This window comes from Sulfitobacter pacificus, from assembly GCF_030159975.1.
GTDB classification, from domain to species: domain Bacteria; phylum Pseudomonadota; class Alphaproteobacteria; order Rhodobacterales; family Rhodobacteraceae; genus Sulfitobacter; species Sulfitobacter pacificus.
Genome location: NZ_BSNL01000004.1, coordinates 25531 through 40815, shown reverse-complemented (window position 1 = coordinate 40815; position 15285 = coordinate 25531). Strand labels below are relative to the sequence as shown.

At 55.3% G+C, this 15285-nt stretch carries 21 protein-coding genes; 10 read left to right on the top strand and 11 right to left on the bottom strand.

The window, feature by feature from the left end; translation table 11 throughout:
- Window positions 1-4 precede the first annotated feature (4 nt).
- Window positions 5-430, top strand: coding sequence for a c-type cytochrome (locus tag QQL78_RS18725; RefSeq protein WP_284376028.1), 426 nt, complete (start codon window positions 5-7; stop codon window positions 428-430).
- Between the two features lie 74 nt (window positions 431-504).
- The gene (locus tag QQL78_RS21655) at window positions 505-2193 is read left to right on the top strand and encodes a hypothetical protein (RefSeq protein WP_348540771.1); all 1689 of its coding nucleotides are present in this window, start codon (window positions 505-507) and stop codon (window positions 2191-2193) included.
- Window positions 2194-2222: 29 nt separating this feature from the next.
- On the opposite strand, the gene QQL78_RS18710 is transcribed toward QQL78_RS21655, so the two are convergent.
- Entirely contained in the window at window positions 2223-3014 is a 792-nt protein-coding gene (locus tag QQL78_RS18710; RefSeq protein ID WP_284376024.1) for a glutaredoxin family protein, read from the bottom strand.
- Between the two features lie 17 nt (window positions 3015-3031).
- Window positions 3032-3544, bottom strand: a complete 513-nt coding sequence (locus QQL78_RS18705; RefSeq protein WP_284376022.1) for a DUF305 domain-containing protein — start codon at window positions 3542-3544, stop codon at window positions 3032-3034.
- Between the two features lie 120 nt (window positions 3545-3664).
- Here QQL78_RS18705 and QQL78_RS18700 point away from each other — a divergent pair, with 120 nt between their 5' ends.
- Window positions 3665-3937, top strand: coding sequence for a metal-sensitive transcriptional regulator (locus tag QQL78_RS18700; protein WP_284376020.1), 273 nt, complete (start codon window positions 3665-3667; stop codon window positions 3935-3937).
- A 100-nt stretch (window positions 3938-4037) separates the two neighbouring features.
- On the opposite strand, the gene QQL78_RS18695 is transcribed toward QQL78_RS18700, so the two are convergent.
- The 4 genes from QQL78_RS18695 to QQL78_RS18680 all read right to left on the bottom strand — a co-directional run bounded on the left by QQL78_RS18695 (window position 4038) and on the right by QQL78_RS18680 (window position 6041).
- On the bottom strand, window positions 4038-4499 hold the full coding sequence (locus QQL78_RS18695) for a c-type cytochrome (RefSeq protein ID WP_386259383.1): 462 nt from the start codon (window positions 4497-4499) through the stop codon (window positions 4038-4040).
- A complete protein-coding gene (locus QQL78_RS18690; protein ID WP_284376016.1) occupies window positions 4496-4990 on the bottom strand; it encodes a DUF411 domain-containing protein in 495 nt (164 codons plus the stop codon). The genes QQL78_RS18695 and QQL78_RS18690 overlap by 4 nt, the downstream gene beginning before the upstream one ends.
- Before the next feature lie 92 nt (window positions 4991-5082).
- A complete protein-coding gene (locus QQL78_RS18685) occupies window positions 5083-5367 on the bottom strand; it encodes a hypothetical protein (protein ID WP_284376015.1) in 285 nt (94 codons plus the stop codon).
- A gap of 95 nt (window positions 5368-5462) precedes the next feature.
- Window positions 5463-6041, bottom strand: a complete 579-nt coding sequence (locus tag QQL78_RS18680; RefSeq protein WP_284376014.1) for a hypothetical protein — start codon at window positions 6039-6041, stop codon at window positions 5463-5465.
- A gap of 68 nt (window positions 6042-6109) precedes the next feature.
- Here QQL78_RS18680 and QQL78_RS18675 point away from each other — a divergent pair, with 68 nt between their 5' ends.
- Entirely contained in the window at window positions 6110-6628 is a 519-nt protein-coding gene (locus tag QQL78_RS18675; RefSeq protein ID WP_284376012.1) for a Crp/Fnr family transcriptional regulator, read from the top strand.
- Between the two features lie 233 nt (window positions 6629-6861).
- Here the strand turns inward: QQL78_RS18675 and QQL78_RS18670 are convergent, their stop codons facing one another.
- Together QQL78_RS18670 and QQL78_RS18665 are read right to left on the bottom strand one after the other, a co-directional pair.
- Window positions 6862-7497, bottom strand: coding sequence for a tyrosine-type recombinase/integrase (locus tag QQL78_RS18670; protein WP_284376010.1), 636 nt, complete (start codon window positions 7495-7497; stop codon window positions 6862-6864).
- A 192-nt stretch (window positions 7498-7689) separates the two neighbouring features.
- Window positions 7690-8574, bottom strand: coding sequence for a LysR substrate-binding domain-containing protein (locus QQL78_RS18665; RefSeq protein WP_284376008.1), 885 nt, complete (start codon window positions 8572-8574; stop codon window positions 7690-7692).
- A gap of 166 nt (window positions 8575-8740) precedes the next feature.
- Here QQL78_RS18665 and QQL78_RS18660 point away from each other — a divergent pair, with 166 nt between their 5' ends.
- The 6 genes from QQL78_RS18660 to QQL78_RS18635 all read left to right on the top strand — a co-directional run bounded on the left by QQL78_RS18660 (window position 8741) and on the right by QQL78_RS18635 (window position 12966).
- The gene (locus QQL78_RS18660; protein WP_284376006.1) at window positions 8741-9127 is read left to right on the top strand and encodes an ectoine synthase; all 387 of its coding nucleotides are present in this window, start codon (window positions 8741-8743) and stop codon (window positions 9125-9127) included.
- 59 nt (window positions 9128-9186) lie between these two features.
- A complete protein-coding gene (locus tag QQL78_RS18655; protein ID WP_284376004.1) occupies window positions 9187-9996 on the top strand; it encodes an ABC transporter substrate-binding protein in 810 nt (269 codons plus the stop codon).
- A 72-nt stretch (window positions 9997-10068) separates the two neighbouring features.
- On the top strand, window positions 10069-11574 hold the full coding sequence (locus QQL78_RS18650) for an amino acid ABC transporter permease/ATP-binding protein (RefSeq protein ID WP_284376002.1): 1506 nt from the start codon (window positions 10069-10071) through the stop codon (window positions 11572-11574).
- The gene (locus QQL78_RS18645; RefSeq protein ID WP_284375975.1) at window positions 11567-11725 is read left to right on the top strand and encodes a hypothetical protein; all 159 of its coding nucleotides are present in this window, start codon (window positions 11567-11569) and stop codon (window positions 11723-11725) included. The genes QQL78_RS18650 and QQL78_RS18645 overlap by 8 nt, the downstream gene beginning before the upstream one ends.
- Window positions 11726-12016, top strand: coding sequence for a glutaminase (locus QQL78_RS21715; protein WP_284376060.1), 291 nt, complete (start codon window positions 11726-11728; stop codon window positions 12014-12016).
- A gap of 281 nt (window positions 12017-12297) precedes the next feature.
- A complete protein-coding gene (locus QQL78_RS18635; RefSeq protein ID WP_284375973.1) occupies window positions 12298-12966 on the top strand; it encodes a LysE family translocator in 669 nt (222 codons plus the stop codon).
- Window positions 12967-13108: 142 nt separating this feature from the next.
- Here QQL78_RS18635 and QQL78_RS18630 read toward each other — a convergent pair whose 3' ends face one another.
- The 3 genes from QQL78_RS18630 to QQL78_RS18620 form a co-directional block, all read right to left on the bottom strand.
- Window positions 13109-13258, bottom strand: coding sequence for a helix-turn-helix domain-containing protein (locus QQL78_RS18630; protein WP_284376058.1), 150 nt, complete (start codon window positions 13256-13258; stop codon window positions 13109-13111).
- A gap of 191 nt (window positions 13259-13449) precedes the next feature.
- The gene (locus QQL78_RS18625; RefSeq protein WP_284375971.1) at window positions 13450-13926 is read right to left on the bottom strand and encodes a DUF2269 family protein; all 477 of its coding nucleotides are present in this window, start codon (window positions 13924-13926) and stop codon (window positions 13450-13452) included.
- Window positions 13926-15245, bottom strand: coding sequence for an SDR family oxidoreductase (locus QQL78_RS18620; protein ID WP_284375970.1), 1320 nt, complete (start codon window positions 15243-15245; stop codon window positions 13926-13928). The genes QQL78_RS18625 and QQL78_RS18620 overlap by 1 nt, the downstream gene beginning before the upstream one ends.
- Between the last annotated feature and the right edge of the window lie 40 nt (window positions 15246-15285).

Below are 15285 nucleotides of genomic sequence, written 5' to 3'. Positions count from 1 at the left end.
GAGAATGAAATCGATAGCGGTATTTTTCGCCTTTGTCGCGTTGATCGCAGGGGCTTGGTACGTCACGCTCGACAACGGTCGCGACGCGGGTGAAACGGCCCTTCCGGAAGGTGCGCTGGCTGCCGTTACCTTGCCATCCAGCTTTTCAGAACAGGAAGAGATTGGCGCGCGTGCGTATGAAGCAAGCTGCGCCGTGTGCCATGGGACCAACGCCAGCGGAAAGGTGGGGGTGGCCCCGCCGCTGGTGCACAAGATCTATGAACCGAGCCACCACGGTGACATGGCGTTTGTACTGGCCGCACAAAATGGGGTTCGGGCGCATCACTGGAAATTCGGGAACATGCCACCTGTCGAGGGGCTCACGAGGGCAGAGGTGTTGAACATCGTGGCATATGTCCGTGCCCTTCAACGAGAGAATGGCATTCACTGAACCACACCCACCCATTCCATCAACACGATAGCAATTGGGCACAAGAACTTGATCGCAACCAGGGAGAACAACGAATGATGTACAAAAATTTCGCACTGGCTGCGTTGATACTGGCTGGAACAGGAGCATTCGCCGATGGACACGCTAGCGGCGACGCAGCGGCTGGTGAGAAACTGTTCAACAGATGCAAAGCATGCCATTCCGTTGTCAGTACAGATGGGGAGGTCATCCAAAAGGGTGGCGCTGTTGGGCCGAACCTTTATGGTGTTTACAACCGGACGGGAGGAACCGAAGATGAGTTTGGAACGAAGTTTCGCGACTCTATTCGAGAAGCCGGAGAAAAGGGTCTGGTCTGGAACGAGGCTGATTTTGTCGCCTATGTTGCCGATCCCAAAAAGTTCCTCGTTAACTTTCTGGACAACGGCAAGGCGAAATCTGGCATGTCATTCAAGTTAAAAAGGAAGCAGATGCCAAAGCTGTCTGGGCATATCTGGTTTCCGTTGGACCGGAGGAAGTTACAGATTAAACACCTTTTCGCCTTCACGGTTCTATTGCTATTCGATGTCTCCATTGTCGCTGCTGACAATGGGACCGCGTTTACAATCCAGTCAGTGACCGCCCCGGTCGGGGCACAAGCTCGTGAACCCTCGCTTTCAACTCTGCCTGATGGTCGAATTGTCATGAGTTGGACCGAACGTGACAATTCCGTCCGGATGGCCCTCTTCGATGGAGCCGGCTGGTCAGAGGCGCGGACGATTCACCAGTCGGCGGCTCTCTTCGTAAACTGGGCCGATTTTCCGTCGGTTGTGGCGCTCTCTGATGGCACACTGGCTGCGCATTGGTTGGAGTCCAACGGGCCTGGCAGCTATCAATACGGTGTCAAGATTGCCTTTTCGTCCGATGAGGGACGAAGTTGGACAGCGCCACTCATTCCACATGACGACGGATCGCAACGCGAGCACGGCTTCGTGTCGCTTGTTCCTGACGCGACCGGCGGCCTGACGGCAATTTGGCTGGACGGGCGCGCATACGACAGCGCGGCGGAGGGCGACCGCTTTGAAAACGCCATGCAGGTTCGGTCGCGGCAGATTGATCCTGACGGTACCATGGGCCCGGAGAGCTTGCTCGACGCACGCGCCTGTACATGTTGCCAAACCTCTGCAGTTCGAATTGGCACGGGTGACATCATTGCTGTCTACCGCGACCGAACCGCAGAGGAAATTCGCGATATTTCTGTCGTCCGGCTGAGCGACCAAGGATGGAGCGACCCCGCGACGGTACATGATGACGGCTGGGAAATTGCCGGCTGTCCTGTCAATGGGCCTGCGGTTGATGCTTTGGGGCTGGATGTTTCAACGGTGTGGTTTACCGGAGCCAACAACGAGGCAAAAGTGCGGATCGCGTTTTCGGGCGACGGTGGCGCACATTTCGATGACCCGCTGCAACTGGATCTGGGAGCGCCCGGCGGGCGTGTGGATGTCGTGCAAATGTCTGACGGAACGGCACTCGCGCTTTGGATGGAGTATGCCCGGAATGGCGAGGCGATTGTCCTGTGCCGCGTGTCCCGCGATACCGGATGCACATCGCCTCAGGCCTTGCACATCAACCGCGGCCGGGAGTCTGTCGGCTTTCCTAGGTTAACGCGATGGGCGGGGGGTGTATATGTCGCATGGACTGGATCGACGGATGGTGCCGACGGAAACACCACAGTCCGGATCGTGAAGGTCATGGTTGCGCCGCCGACGCCCACAGCAGAAAACTAGCTGATAAACGACGTCCTGTGGACCGGTGATCAGCCGGTTAGCCACATTCCGAGCATCACAATGGCCATCCCCATCATCATCAGGTTTTCCGTCAGGCTGACAAAGCCAAGAGGCACATTCGATCCGCCACCGACACAGGCGCATTTCAACTCCCGTTTATCGACATAGACAGCCTTGAACACGCTGATCGCGCCAATCGTCGCGATAAAGAGCGCCGCAGGGGCCGCAAGCGGGGTCAGCAACATGCCCGTCATCAGAATGCCCGCCCCGGTCTCGACCCATGGATAGACATAGGCATAGGGCACCCATTTCCGCGCCAGCAGGTCGTAGTTAAGAAACATCGTCGTAAAGCTCTCGATATCGCGAAGCTTCTGCATCCCCAACAGGATCATCGAAACCGAGATGAACCAACCCAGCGTTTGCCATGTAATCGCGCCGAGGAAGCCGATGGACAGTACAAGCGCCGTCGCGGCAGCCACGGCAAAGAGATAGATCACCGGCTTGTAGGTTGTGGCATCCGGGTCGTAGTCGGTAAGCTTTTGGCGCAAAGCGTCGTAGCCGCCGACCCGCTCGCCCTCGATCCATATCTGCGGTGTGGTCGGGACGTCGTATTCCTTCTTGAAGGCATCCACTTCTGGCCGTTCCCGGAACAGGCGATCATCGACCTCAAACCCCTTCCTTTCCAAAAGCCAGCGCGCCTTTTGTCCTGCCGGACACAGATGGTTCGGCAGCGCCATGCGGTAGAGAACGGCTGTCTTTCCCGTGGCGGCTGTGGAGGGGTCGCTCGTCACATCAGCGACATCGCGGGTGTCCTTGGGCATGATGGGTCTCCTTTGTATCAGGGTTCTGTTCGGGGAGTGCCGGGTGCTGCATCCCCGTTGGCTTCGATGTCGGCGATGTATCGCTGCATTTCAGCAATCTCGCCGCGCTGCGCTTCGATGATCGCATCGGCCAGCGCGCGCACGCGCGAGTCGGAAATGTTCGCCCGTTCGCTGGTCAGGATCGCGATGGAATGGTGCGGGATCATCGCCTTCATCCAGGCGATATCGCCAACCGTGTCCTGAGAGCGGACGAGGTAGAGGCCCACCGCGAATGCAATTACGGCTCCGGCGAAGATGGCGATGTTCGCGCGTCCGTTGGAATACATGCCGAGCATGAAGGCCAGCATGATCACCGCCATCATCCCGCCCATGTAGAGCGCCATCCACATGCGCGTTTGTGAGAAGAAGACATGATCCAGCGCATAGGTGTTGAGATACATCAGCCCATACATCACCACGGTCGAGGTGCCGATCATGGCAAGGAACCTGCCGTAACCGCCGCTTTTCCCGGAGTGGCTATCGTGATGCATGTGTGTCGAATCCATTGTAGTGTCGCTGTGATGTGCCATTGTCTGTCTCTCAAATATACCCATATAGGGTATATAACCAGAACGTCAGCCCATGGTTCCGAACAAACGAGAGTTGCCACCGTGAAAGCGAATAAAGACAAGACACTGGACCGGCTTGCGAGACTGGAAGGACAGGTGCGCGGCGTGGCGGGCATGGTTGAGGCCGACCGCTACTGCATGGATATTTTGGCGCAGACCTCGGCGATTCGTTCGGCAATTCTTGGTGTTGAAAAGCTCATTCTGGAAAACCACGCGGAGCATTGCGTCGAAACCGCAATTCAAAGCGGCGACCCGGAAGAGCAGCGGGCCAAGTTCGACGAGCTGATCGGACTTTTGCAAAAGGCGTCCCGGTGAACATCATTGAGGGTCTTTTCGCGAAGCAGCAGGACTGCCAGACCGATTGCCAGCACCATGGCCCCAAGGACTATTCCGGCCACGAGTGGCAGGCCAAACATCATTGCTCTTCGATCTCATCGTGACGGGAGCGAACTTCATCCGGCCACGTCGATTTGATGTAGCTGAGGACGGCGATGATCTCGTCATCCGTCAGAACGCCCTCGTAAACGGGCATGTTGGATTCATAGTCGGGATCGCCGATCAGAGCGCCGGTCCCGAATTTTGTCAGGCGGAACAGTGTGTCGCCGTCATGGTGCCAGGTATGTCCGCTGGCGTCATGCGGCGGCGCGGGCAGCCGTCCATCCTCTCCCGGCGAACGCCAGTCTGGTTGCCCTTCGAGGTTGACCCCGTGGCACGACGCACATTGCGCAGCGTAGACTTCGGCACCGAGAGCGACAGTTTCCGTGTGGTCGGGCCTCAACGTAACCCGATCCGCTTCAGCCGACCCACTGCCGAAGGCGAGGACGGCGACCCCCATGAGGGCCGCCCCTATCCCGCCAATCAGAACGAGCCTGTTCACAGGCCCGCCTGATAGAAGACCTCGCCTTCACCGGCATCGCCGCCGAAAGCCATCACATCATACCGCGCTGCTGGATCGTTTCCCATGCCGGGAGAGCCGCCGGGCATTCCCGGCACGGCGATCCCCGCGATGTCCGGGCGCTCTTCCAACAGCTTGGCAAGGGCCGCGAACGGCACGTGGCCCTCGACCACGTAGCCGTCGATCATCGCGGTATGGCAGGCCCACATCTTTCCGGGCACGTCGTTGTCCAGTTTGACGCTGGTGACATCGGCGGTATCCGTGACCTCTATATCATAGCCCTCTTCGCGGGCCAGAGCGACCCACGCGCCGCAGCAGCCGCAGGTCGGGCTTTTGGTCACGTGCATCGTGCCGTGATCGGCCATATCGGAATGGCTGTCTGCATGAGCCATCCCAACTGCACCGAAAGAGGCGAGGCCGAGTGCTAGGGCGGCGGCAGGGGCGAAGGTGAATATTATCTTGATTGGTTTCATGTCAGTTCCTCTCGACTGAAATACGCACGGGCAAGGCCCGCTCAGGTGTGGTTGCAAGTTCAGAGTCCGCGCCCAAAGGGACGGGAAACGCATCACACCGCGCGGGGAGGGTCTAGAGGACCGGAAGGTTCGATTCCCATCAGAAGCAAATCCGCGACAATGGACACGTCCTCACAGGTAGCGGGCGCAGTATCGTTCAAATCAGCACCGGGAAGCAGTGCAGACAAGGCGTGACAGGTCTGCGCGCCCTCGGAACTTTCCGAACAGCAGACTGGCTGACCGTCAGCCACTTCGCCCACCGAGGCGTGGCTATGCTCCACGGCAGCCATATAGCCTGCGTCCATCCCGCCCGAAACCGAAGCGGAGATCATTATCATAACGACAAGGAGAACCCGGAACAAAACCATGCCAAATACCTACATGGGGTATATGGGTGTTTGCAAGCTGAAGTCGCAACACATCCTGTCGCGGATCAGTGGGCGTGCGCATCTTCCCCGCGCGCCATCATCAGGTGATGCGCGCTGTGATGATCCTGGCTTGCCATCAGGCCAAAGAACCCGAGGCCCCTGATCCTCGCCGCGACCGCCGGATCATCGCTGGTCACGATCAGTTCGACAGTCGACACGCTCTGTGTCACATCGACAGTCCAGCGGGGATCGTTCGCAAGTTGGCCCGCATGGGCGGGAACCATCCGCCGCAGTGCTGCAAGCGTCTGTGCGTCGCCAGTCACGATCATGCGCAGCCCGCCATCGACAGGCTCCTCTTCCACTTCGGTGAAGCTCACCAGCCGGTCCATGTCGACCAGATGATCGCGCAGGCCACGAAGATCGACCTGTGACCAGTCCGTTGCGGGATCGGCTTCCAGAAGAGTGACAACCTCGGACAGCGCGGCGAACGCGCCTTGGCCAGGCTCGGTCAGAGCCGTTCCGTCTGCCTGACCGTGTGCTGCATGGTTTGTGCCGTCGCCATGACCTGAATGATCGGTTTGCGCGACCGCGAAAGCCACTCCCCCGATCAGGATCGCCACTCCCAGAATAACCTTCATCTGCATACCCGCCCTCCATCTACACAGCCGTCTCACCCTAGCCAAAGTAGAACAACGCGCGTATGATATCTATCATGTCGGGCTGGAAACATATTTTTGACGATGCGCCTGTCCGCGAGATCGAGGCGGGCGCGTATCTGTTCCGGCGCGAAGAGTCGGTTCGATCCATGTTCCTGGTCCGATCAGGTGCGGTCGCCCTGGAACGCCCGCTGGAGGACGGAACACCACTGACGTTGCATGTTGCCACCCCCGGCACCGCCTTGGCTGAGGCCTCGCTCTTCGCGGCGGCCTATCATTGCAATGCGGTTGCAAGATCGACGGCCACGATTGCCAGCTTGCCGAGGGCAGATTTTCTCGCGGCACTTCGAAACGAGCCGGATGCCGCCCTGAGCCTTATCGAAACTCACGCGAAAGAGGTTCAAGCGCAGAGGGCGCGGATCGAGATACTGCGCCTGCGCCGCGTGGCGGACAGGCTGGACGCATGGCTGAACCTCCACGGAGAGCCGGAAAAAGGCGGCTGGATCGAAGTTGCCGATCAGATCGGAGTTTCGCCCCCTGCGCTTTACCGGGAACTGGCGCGGCGACGGAACTGAAACAGTCGTTTTTGTCGTCCGTCGCTCCGCTACCGAAACTCATAGAAGACTTTTTACACAACTCCAGTCCAATACCCTCTGTTTTATTGGCGGATTTTCTTGTTCGACTGGAAAAATGGACATTCCTGCGAGCTGCAGCATCCGACAGTTTGGCTTTTCTGCCGCCTTCCGACGCAAGAAAGGCAAACAACCGCTGCGTAATGGCGAACGGCGGAACCGCTCGCCAAGATAGGTCAAATGTCTATCCGCTCTGCAATGCTTAGAGCATCTTCGAGCTCGACGCCAAGGTATCGAACTGTGCTGTCGACCTTGGTATGACCAAGCAGCAACTGGACAGCGCGGAGATTACCGGTTTTCCGATAGATTTCCGCGGCTTTCGTCCGGCGCAACGAATGTGTGCCGTACCCACTTGGCTCTAACCCGATTGCCGTCACCCAATCGCGGACAATTCGACCATACTGTCGTGTCGAAATGTGTGGGCGATCGTGAAATCGACTTGGAAACATGAATCGGCAAGCAAACATCTCCGGTGCTTTGATCCAGCTTAGTACAGTTTCGCGTGTGTTTTCCGTTAGTTCAAACTGTACGGGTCGATTTGTCTTGGTTTGGATAACAGAAACCCGCTCGCGCACGCGCTCATCTTTGACCAAATCTGAAATCGCGAGTTTGACCAGATCGCAGCCGCGCAACTTGCTGTCGATGGCGACATTGAACAAAGCCAAGTCTCGTAGATTGCCAGCAAGTTCGAACCTTGCCCGGATCGCCCAGACCTGTTTTGGCAGCAGAGGTCGTTTTTGGCTCAACCGCCCCGAGCGTGCATGGATGGGGGTTATGAAGAACACAAGGAGAACACGCGGCAAAGTGACCATTCGCTGCGCCACGCATGAACTGGTAAGGAGCGGACGAAGCTGCCGTTGGGCACTGTGTAGGAAAAGACCGCTTTGCTAAGCTATGAGACGTTTGCCATCGTTGATTGACGACTGCCGTGCTCTTGGTGCTATTGAAACTTTCACAAATTAGGGGCAACCAAAGACGGGTTAGTCGCTGTTTCAGGCAAGTGGTCATTTAGTTTTTGTCCAATTTGCCAGTGCGACGAACCATTCGACAAAATTCAATGCCGCCCGCGGCGTATTCTTTGAATAGGTTCCAAAATAGTAGGACTCTGTGTTGGTCGCGATGTCAGATAAAACGATTAGGTCACCTGCTTCTATCTCGTTCCTAAACGTATCCACCGGGCACAATGCTATCCCGTGACCAGCAATGGCGGCAGTAAACAATAGGTTGAAGTCTTGATAGACAGGCCAGTTGTCTCCTCCTGTCCATGGTGCATGTGCCGCTGCGAACCAGTCCCGCCATCCTTTTCGGCTTTCATCATGTAGCAAGGGCACTGAAATGAAGGCATCTGGCGTGTCGAAAGGGCCGTGCTCTGCCAAGAATTTCGGGCTGCATACCGGCTTGGTAAGGCGCGAAAAAAGTTGCTCGGAAACGACTCCGTCGGCATCTTCTTTGCCAAGTGTAATGAGGACATCGATCCCGCTTTGCGAAAATTTCTGATTTTCTGACGCATACAGGACCCGGAGGTCAACCTCCGGATTCTCAGCTGTGAACAATTGCAGGTTTGGGACAAGCCATCTGCTGGCGATAGATGGAATACACCCTACCGTCAGCGCTTGTTTCCCGCCAAGTGCTTTTACGCGGGTACATGTTTCTGCAATCTCGGCAAGCGCAGGCGAAAGGTGTCGAAACAGCGTCTCACCTGACCGGGTCAGAGCGATACTTCGTCCCTTTCGAATGAACAGCTCAGATTCGAACCATTCCTCCAATCGCCGCACATGGTGACTGATCGCAGCATGTGTGACGAACAGTTCATCACCCGCTTCGGAAAATGATAAGTGACGCGCAGTGGCCTCAAACGCGCGCAACGATGTCAGAGGGGGCGTTTTCATTGTTATTTTTTTCTACATCAGGTGTGAGATTTGATCATTTGATTGGGCTGAACTTATTGGTGATGCTGTATTAATCTCTGCTTTCTAAGTCAAAATCAAGCCTGACTCGACAGGTCAACATTAGACGCGGATTCATGAGAAAGAAATACTTACAAATGGAGCGCGCATGTTCGTCAGAACACTAAAGGAAGTCGAAACGACGGAAAACTTCGTTCATTGGGGCAATGGCACGAGCCATCGACTGCTGACTGAGAAGGACCAAATGGGCTTTACCGTTTGTCATACGGTAGTTCGTGCCGGGACTCAGTCTGAACTGCATTACCGTAACCACCTTGAAGCTTGCTACTGTATTGACGGCGAAGGTGAAGTTGAGGACATGAATGGCAGGGTATTCCCCATTCGTAAGGGCGACATCTATGTGCTGGACGAAAACGATCGGCACTTTTTGCGCGGCGGCAAAAAAACGGACTTGGTTTTGGTGAGCGTTTTCAACCCACCACTCACGGGCACGGAGCGTCATAATCTGAACGATCCCTCTGGGTCGGCCTACTGACACCATTGCAAAACGCCGTGTGAATAAGCGGCATTACAAACATCAAAAGGGAGTAACACATGACACATGTGATCAAGAAAGGCGTTATTGGAGCCTTGCTTTTGAGCGCAACGCAAGTCGCGGCTCAGGGCACCTTGGAGGATGGCACTATTCAGGTAGGGACTGACCTGACGTATCCGCCCTACAACTATTTCAACGACGGGGGCGAGCCGGCCGGGTTTGACGTCGAGTTTATGTCAGCCATCGCCAAGAAGGCAGGCATCGAGGCTGAATTCCTCGATACCCGTTTCGAGAACCTCATTCTAGGCGTGAACGGGAGTCAGTTCGATGTGATTGCATCGACACTATATGTGAAGCCTGAGCGCGCGGAAGTTATAGACTATATTCCTTATATGAAGACCGGTGTTTCAATCGCGGTGGCGGCTGACAGCGGGAACTCTTATTCTTCTCCAGAAGACCTTTGCGGTGCGGTGGTCGGCTCTATCAAAGGAGCTGCTTGGTTAGAAGAATTCGCCGCCATGAACGAAGGCGTTTGTGCGGATAAACCCATCGACTCGCGTGAATTCCCAACGTCGCCGGAAGTGACGCAGGCACTTCTGTCAGGCGCTATCCAGGCACAGGTCGAAGATTCTGCCGTGCTCGGGAACGCCGTCAACGCGCTGGACGGGCGGATTACAGTTTCCTCCGAAGAGCAGTTTTATTCGGTAATCGTGGGGCTTGGCGTCCGTCGGGATAATACCGCTTTAGCCGATAGCATTCGAGCAGCAATTTCTGAGATGGATGTCGACGGCTCGTATCAGGCGCTCTTGGACAAATACCATGTCGATCGCCCGACTGAAGCAGAATTCATGCAGGCCGTTGGTCAATAACACCTCCCTATCGGACCAATGCGACAGTGCCGCGCCTAGGATGGCGCGGCATCTTTTTAGAAAGGCACAATCATGGAATTCAACTGGAGCTACCTTTTCAGTCTCGCCAGTTTCGAGGATTTTTGGACAGCATCGCTTTTGGTAGCATGGCTGAGCATCCTAACTTGGACAATCGGTGTTGGGGCAGGATTTTTTGTGGCTTTGGCAAGAATGTATGGCCCGTTTTGGCTTCGCCAATTGGCGGGCACGTATATCTGGTTCTTTCGTAGCCTTCCCCTGCTTGTCCTGCTGATCTTCGTCTACAACCTGCCCCAATTGGTGCCAGCCTTGCGCCCTATCCTGTCTAACCCTTTCTGGGCAGGGTTGATCGCCCTCGTCGTGAGCGAAACAGCCTATATTGCCGAGATCCATCGCGGTGGTCTTTTGTCCATCGACAAAGGTCAGGATGAAGCCGCGCATGCCCTTGGGATTCGTTCGTTTGGAAAATACCAGAAGATCATCGTACCTCAGGCTTTCCGCGTGGCGCTTCCAACTCTTGGGAACCAGTTTATCACTATCGTTAAGCTGACCTCGTTGGTCTCGGTCATTTCGTTGGCTGAAATCCTCCTGATCGGGCAGCGTCTCTATACGCGAAATTTCCTCGTCATTGAAACGCTTGTCGCAGTTTCATTCTATTACGTTTTGATTGTGACGATCTTTACGTGGGTCCTTGGCTGGATCGAGCGCCGGATGGATGTAGCGCGCCGAACACCAGGTGAGATTGAAATCCAAGCGCCTAAGAAGGCTGCGACTGCTGCAACATCAACCCGTTTGGTTGGCGCGGATGCTGTCATAGAATTGAAAAACGTAACCAAAGCGTTTGGTCAAAAAACCGTTTTGGATGACATTTCTTTGGACGTGATGTCGGGCGAAGTGGTGAGTGTTATTGGGCCATCTGGTTCAGGGAAAACGACGCTTATCCGAACAATCAACGCACTTCAGGATATTGATTCCGGTTCAATTCGCTTCCACGGAGACGACTGGATCGACACGGAGCGTGGCTACAGGCTGGTTCAGTCTTTCCACCAAGACGTTGTCCATCTTGGAATGGTATTTCAGTCATTCAACCTTTTCCCCCATAAGACCGTTCTGGAAAACATTGTGATGGCACCGAGCTATCATGGCATGGGATCTACCGCAGAGCTTGAACAGAAAGCGCTCGACACACTTGCCAAAGTTGGGATGTCCGTACACGCGAGAAAATATCCACATCAACTCTCAGGCGGTCAAAAACAACGCGTTGCGATTGCGCGTGCCCTAGCGATGGAACCCAAGGTGATGCTTTTCGATGAACCAACATCTGCTCTCGACCCAGAGCTTGTGGGCGAAGTGCTTCAAGCAATTGAACTTCTCGCCTCTGAGGGCATGACCATGGTGATCGTGACCCATGAGATGCGCTTTGCAACTCGGATCAGTGACCGCATTGTCATGATGGAAGACGGGCAAATGGTGGCCAAAGTGACGAAGGAAGAACTGTTTGCAGCTGCCCCCGACAGCCGCATCAAAAAATTTATGGAGCAATCTGAGGCGCATGGATGATCTCGAGTGCATCCAGACGACCCTGCAAAAAATCGAGCGCAAGATGCGCAAGTGTGAAGCACGGGGACAATTAGTAAGTTATATTCCACAGCTGGCTCGCGTGAATCCAGAACGATTTGAAATGTCAGCTTGTCTGGCCAATGGCGCGTAAATTTCTGTTGGAGATGCTAAGATCCCTTTTTCGGTCCAGAGTATCTCAAAGGTTTTCACGCTCGCGATCGCTTTGGGTCGGTTCGGCGAGACGATCTGGCAGCGTGTTGGGCGCGAGCCCTCCACACACGTTTTCAATTCGGGACAAGAACTTGAAATGCGACGTGGGAACCCACCCAACCCGTTCGTCAACGCGGGCGCAATAGTGACCACTAACGCGCTCTTGATGAATGGCACACCGAAGGAAAACCTCGCGGAGAAAGTCAGCTGTCCTTACTTGCAAAGGCAATAGCCTGGCCCACTCGATCAACAAGGTCTCCTTAAAACCGAAAGTTCTCGCCCCGAGAGCTGCCATTTGCCGCTCTGCAGAAAGTCGGAAGTATGGGCTCTCCCAGAGCCTTTGCTGCGCTGATCATCAGTGACCGGTTCTGGAAACATCGCCTTTCGCTGCACTGCGGACCAACTGGCATCATGCGGGACTTTGCTGCCGTTCTCTGCGGTTACGCCAATGGCTGCCTCAACCATTGATTCTACCATAATGCTCTGTATTTCTGGCTCGCCAAGCCAAACGGGATGTGCTTTTCTAACCTCATGCTAATTGATCCAATTACCCTCTTCGCCTTCTCGCTCGCCGTCATCGTCTTGGCACTGACGCCAGGCCCCGATCTCTTCCTGATCGTTGGACGGGGGCTGGCGCAGGGACGCGCGGCAGCGATCTATACGGCACTAGGCTTTTTTCTCGCTGGCACCGTTCAAGTGCCGCTCCTTGCTCTGGGCCTCGCGACCCTGATCTCCGAGAATCCCTTCCTCTTCGACCTGATCCGTTATGCGGGCGGGGCATATCTTATCTGGCGGGGCGCGAAGATGCTCTTTGGCCCGGTGCCTGATCCTTCAGGCGAGGGTTGCGTGGTAGTCTCGCGAGGCGAGGCGCTGCGCGAAGGGTTCGTGGCGAGCCTTGTGAACCCGAAGGGCCACGCTTTCATGCTGGCCTTTTTGCCGCAGTTCGTCGACCCTTCAGCAGGTTCGGTCGCTTCTCAGTTTGTCATCCTTGGTATTGTAATGCGCGCTGTTGCTCTCGTAGTGGAGGTGACGCTGGCCACCTTCTCAGGCACAATCGGAGCTGTCCTCCGCCGTTCACGTCGCGCGCGCACTATGTTGGAGCGTACGGCTGGCCTGCTGATTGTCGCTATCGGAGTCCGGCTCCTTTTGCTTGAGCCGCCCGAGCCGCGAGGCACCCAGTAAGATCCTCTCTAGAGCATTCCAGATTTGTCGAGGCTAGCGTACGTGTTAGGCCAGCTTTTTCAGCAAGGCCCATCAAACCAGCAATAACATCGGCCACGTTCTCGTCGCGTATCGCGTAGTATCTGTGGCGGCCCTGCCTTCTCTATTGAAGAATATGTACCTCTGTCATCTTGCCCAGATGCACACTGGCAGTCTGTGGGGTAACACCCGCCTCCGCTGCCAGTTCGGCAGCGCTCAGAGCCTTTCCTCTCATCAAGACCGTCAGCATTTTTGCCCGTGCTGGATCACCGATCCGCGCAGCATTTCTGGCGATGTCAGGTCCCTCTTTCGTGCAGCTTTCATATCAAGGAATCGCGGCATTTCTGGATGTCAGACGACTGCATCGCGGGACAAAGGGTGATTTCGCTGCAGTTGCGCGAATGTTTGCTTTGAAGGGAAGCTGTTCAGAAGTTAGCGCTGCCAGTTCATTACAGGCCAGTGTCGTCAGATGATGACTGACGGGCGGATCACCATTAGCCAGAGCAAAACAACAATTGCGGAGAACGCCGGAACGCCGCATGCAAACCATATTCGATACAGACGATCATAGCGTGGTGTCAGGGCAATACCTAGCTGTACAGACATCTGGGCCTCATCTCGCATTTTGGCCTGTATCCAGACAACCGGCAGCCAGAACAGCCCGATAAGAACGTAAAGCGCCAGAGAAAGAGCCAACCACCCATCGAAAATGCTCCACCCCAGATGCCGCATCAAGAGATAGCCAGTGATCGGTTGCGCGATGGCTGCTGTCGCGGTGAATATCATATCGGCAACAACGACCACGGATGCAGTCTTAGCGACAAAGGCGGGGTCCGCCGTGCGGTGCGCCATCAACATAAAGAATGCAATCCCCGTGCCGGTGCCAATCAAGATACAGGCACCAAGAGCATGCGCTACCCGAATGAAGTCAGCCCATTCCATTATCGTGTTTCCAGCACGGCGCGTGCCACAAGAGCCAAGACAATTGTTGGTACCACCTTGACCAATGGGCCAAGTGGATCGATCCAGAGTGATGGAACGGTCAATGTCGAAGCGGCCAGATAGAAGACACTCACGCCGACTGCTGTCCAACACGCCGCGTAGGCATACTTGCGAAGTGAGAATGCAATCCCTATCACAATATCAATCACAGCCCAAAAGAGAACGCTGGCCACGGCCAATCGTTTGGACCAGCCCACATTTTGCAGAACTTCGGAAGCCTCGCTTACTTTGACGATGCCGATCACGCCCGACGCGACCCAAAACAGGCTTAGGCAGGTGAAAATAACCGGCACCAGTAGAGCCATACGCGCAAATAAGCGATCTTGCGCGCCCACAGATGTTCGGCTCAGCGTTTGGCTGAGTGAGGTTGCTGAAGGCACTTCAAACCTGCTTAAGTCCTCTGGCGTGCCTTGAACTCCTTCGGTCAGCACTTTCACAGCCGTTGAGCGTAGGGGAGAGCGCCAGCCAAACCATGACAACAAGTCCGCCAGCTTTGAAACAGCAGTAACGGCAAAATCAGGTAAGACGATTTCAAACCTTGCAGAGTTAAATCCAAGTCTATGGCGCATTTGTTTAACAACCTCGCGCAAGGAATGCGCCTCTTCTTCCACCAGATCGGCTTCGAACCCATAAGGGATCGTCCCGTTCGCTGCGGCTGCTACCACGACAGCAACGTCGTCACGCGAAATTGTCTGTATCTTCGCGTCCGGCTTGGCAATCGGTTGAACCCAAGGAAAAGCCGCCAACATCCTGAGCATGGTTGTGCCACCATAGGCATTTGATGCTAGGATCAAGCCAGGACGAAATATGTGCCATTTCCCGCCTGCTGCACGAATCGCCGCATCACCCCGACCTTTGGATGCCAAAAAGGGCGTCGAGGCATCAGCTCTTGCCCCAACTGCCGAAATCTGGATTAAGGCGACATCCTCCGCAACACAGGCGGCGGCAAGCGCCGAAACAGCATGATTGTGAAGTGCCTCCAGATCATCATCAGGGCCGTCTTGCAAAGCGCCCGAACAGTTCACTACTGTCCTAAATTCACCCAAAACTGCCTGCCATGCAGTGGCATCAGCGAGATCTCTGATATCATGTTTGATCCAAGGGATATTCGGCAGAACCCGTTTCGCTGTTTTAAGATCTCTCCCAAGGCCTGTGACTTGATAGCCTTCCGCGATTAATCTCTCTGTAATGCCTTGCCCGATAAGTCCATAGGCCCCGATAACAAGAACATTAATCGAAGGAGATTTTACTTTGGTCATTCCGTGCCTGCTTTGCCAGCTAATTCTATACTCTAAGAGA

Coding starts and splice junctions, on each gene's coding strand:
- QQL78_RS18685 (WP_284376015.1), bottom strand. CDS start 5,367: ATGATAATGATCTCCGCTTCGGTTTCGGGCGGGATGGACGCAGGCTAT.
- QQL78_RS18670 (WP_284376010.1), bottom strand. CDS start 7,497: ATGGTCACTTTGCCGCGTGTTCTCCTTGTGTTCTTCATAACCCCCATC.
- QQL78_RS18635 (WP_284375973.1), top strand. CDS start 12,298: ATGTGCTTTTCTAACCTCATGCTAATTGATCCAATTACCCTCTTCGCC.
- QQL78_RS18725 (WP_284376028.1), top strand. CDS start 5: ATGAAATCGATAGCGGTATTTTTCGCCTTTGTCGCGTTGATCGCAGGG.
- QQL78_RS18645 (WP_284375975.1), top strand. CDS start 11,567: ATGGATGATCTCGAGTGCATCCAGACGACCCTGCAAAAAATCGAGCGC.
- QQL78_RS18660 (WP_284376006.1), top strand. CDS start 8,741: ATGTTCGTCAGAACACTAAAGGAAGTCGAAACGACGGAAAACTTCGTT.
- QQL78_RS18665 (WP_284376008.1), bottom strand. CDS start 8,574: ATGAAAACGCCCCCTCTGACATCGTTGCGCGCGTTTGAGGCCACTGCG.
- QQL78_RS18690 (WP_284376016.1), bottom strand. CDS start 4,990: ATGAAACCAATCAAGATAATATTCACCTTCGCCCCTGCCGCCGCCCTA.
- QQL78_RS18680 (WP_284376014.1), bottom strand. CDS start 6,041: ATGCAGATGAAGGTTATTCTGGGAGTGGCGATCCTGATCGGGGGAGTG.
- QQL78_RS21655 (WP_348540771.1), top strand. CDS start 505: ATGATGTACAAAAATTTCGCACTGGCTGCGTTGATACTGGCTGGAACA.
- QQL78_RS18620 (WP_284375970.1), bottom strand. CDS start 15,245: ATGACCAAAGTAAAATCTCCTTCGATTAATGTTCTTGTTATCGGGGCC.
- QQL78_RS18675 (WP_284376012.1), top strand. CDS start 6,110: ATGTCGGGCTGGAAACATATTTTTGACGATGCGCCTGTCCGCGAGATC.
- QQL78_RS18705 (WP_284376022.1), bottom strand. CDS start 3,544: ATGCATCACGATAGCCACTCCGGGAAAAGCGGCGGTTACGGCAGGTTC.
- QQL78_RS18655 (WP_284376004.1), top strand. CDS start 9,187: ATGACACATGTGATCAAGAAAGGCGTTATTGGAGCCTTGCTTTTGAGC.
- QQL78_RS18625 (WP_284375971.1), bottom strand. CDS start 13,926: ATGGAATGGGCTGACTTCATTCGGGTAGCGCATGCTCTTGGTGCCTGT.
- QQL78_RS18710 (WP_284376024.1), bottom strand. CDS start 3,014: ATGCCCAAGGACACCCGCGATGTCGCTGATGTGACGAGCGACCCCTCC.
- QQL78_RS18650 (WP_284376002.1), top strand. CDS start 10,069: ATGGAATTCAACTGGAGCTACCTTTTCAGTCTCGCCAGTTTCGAGGAT.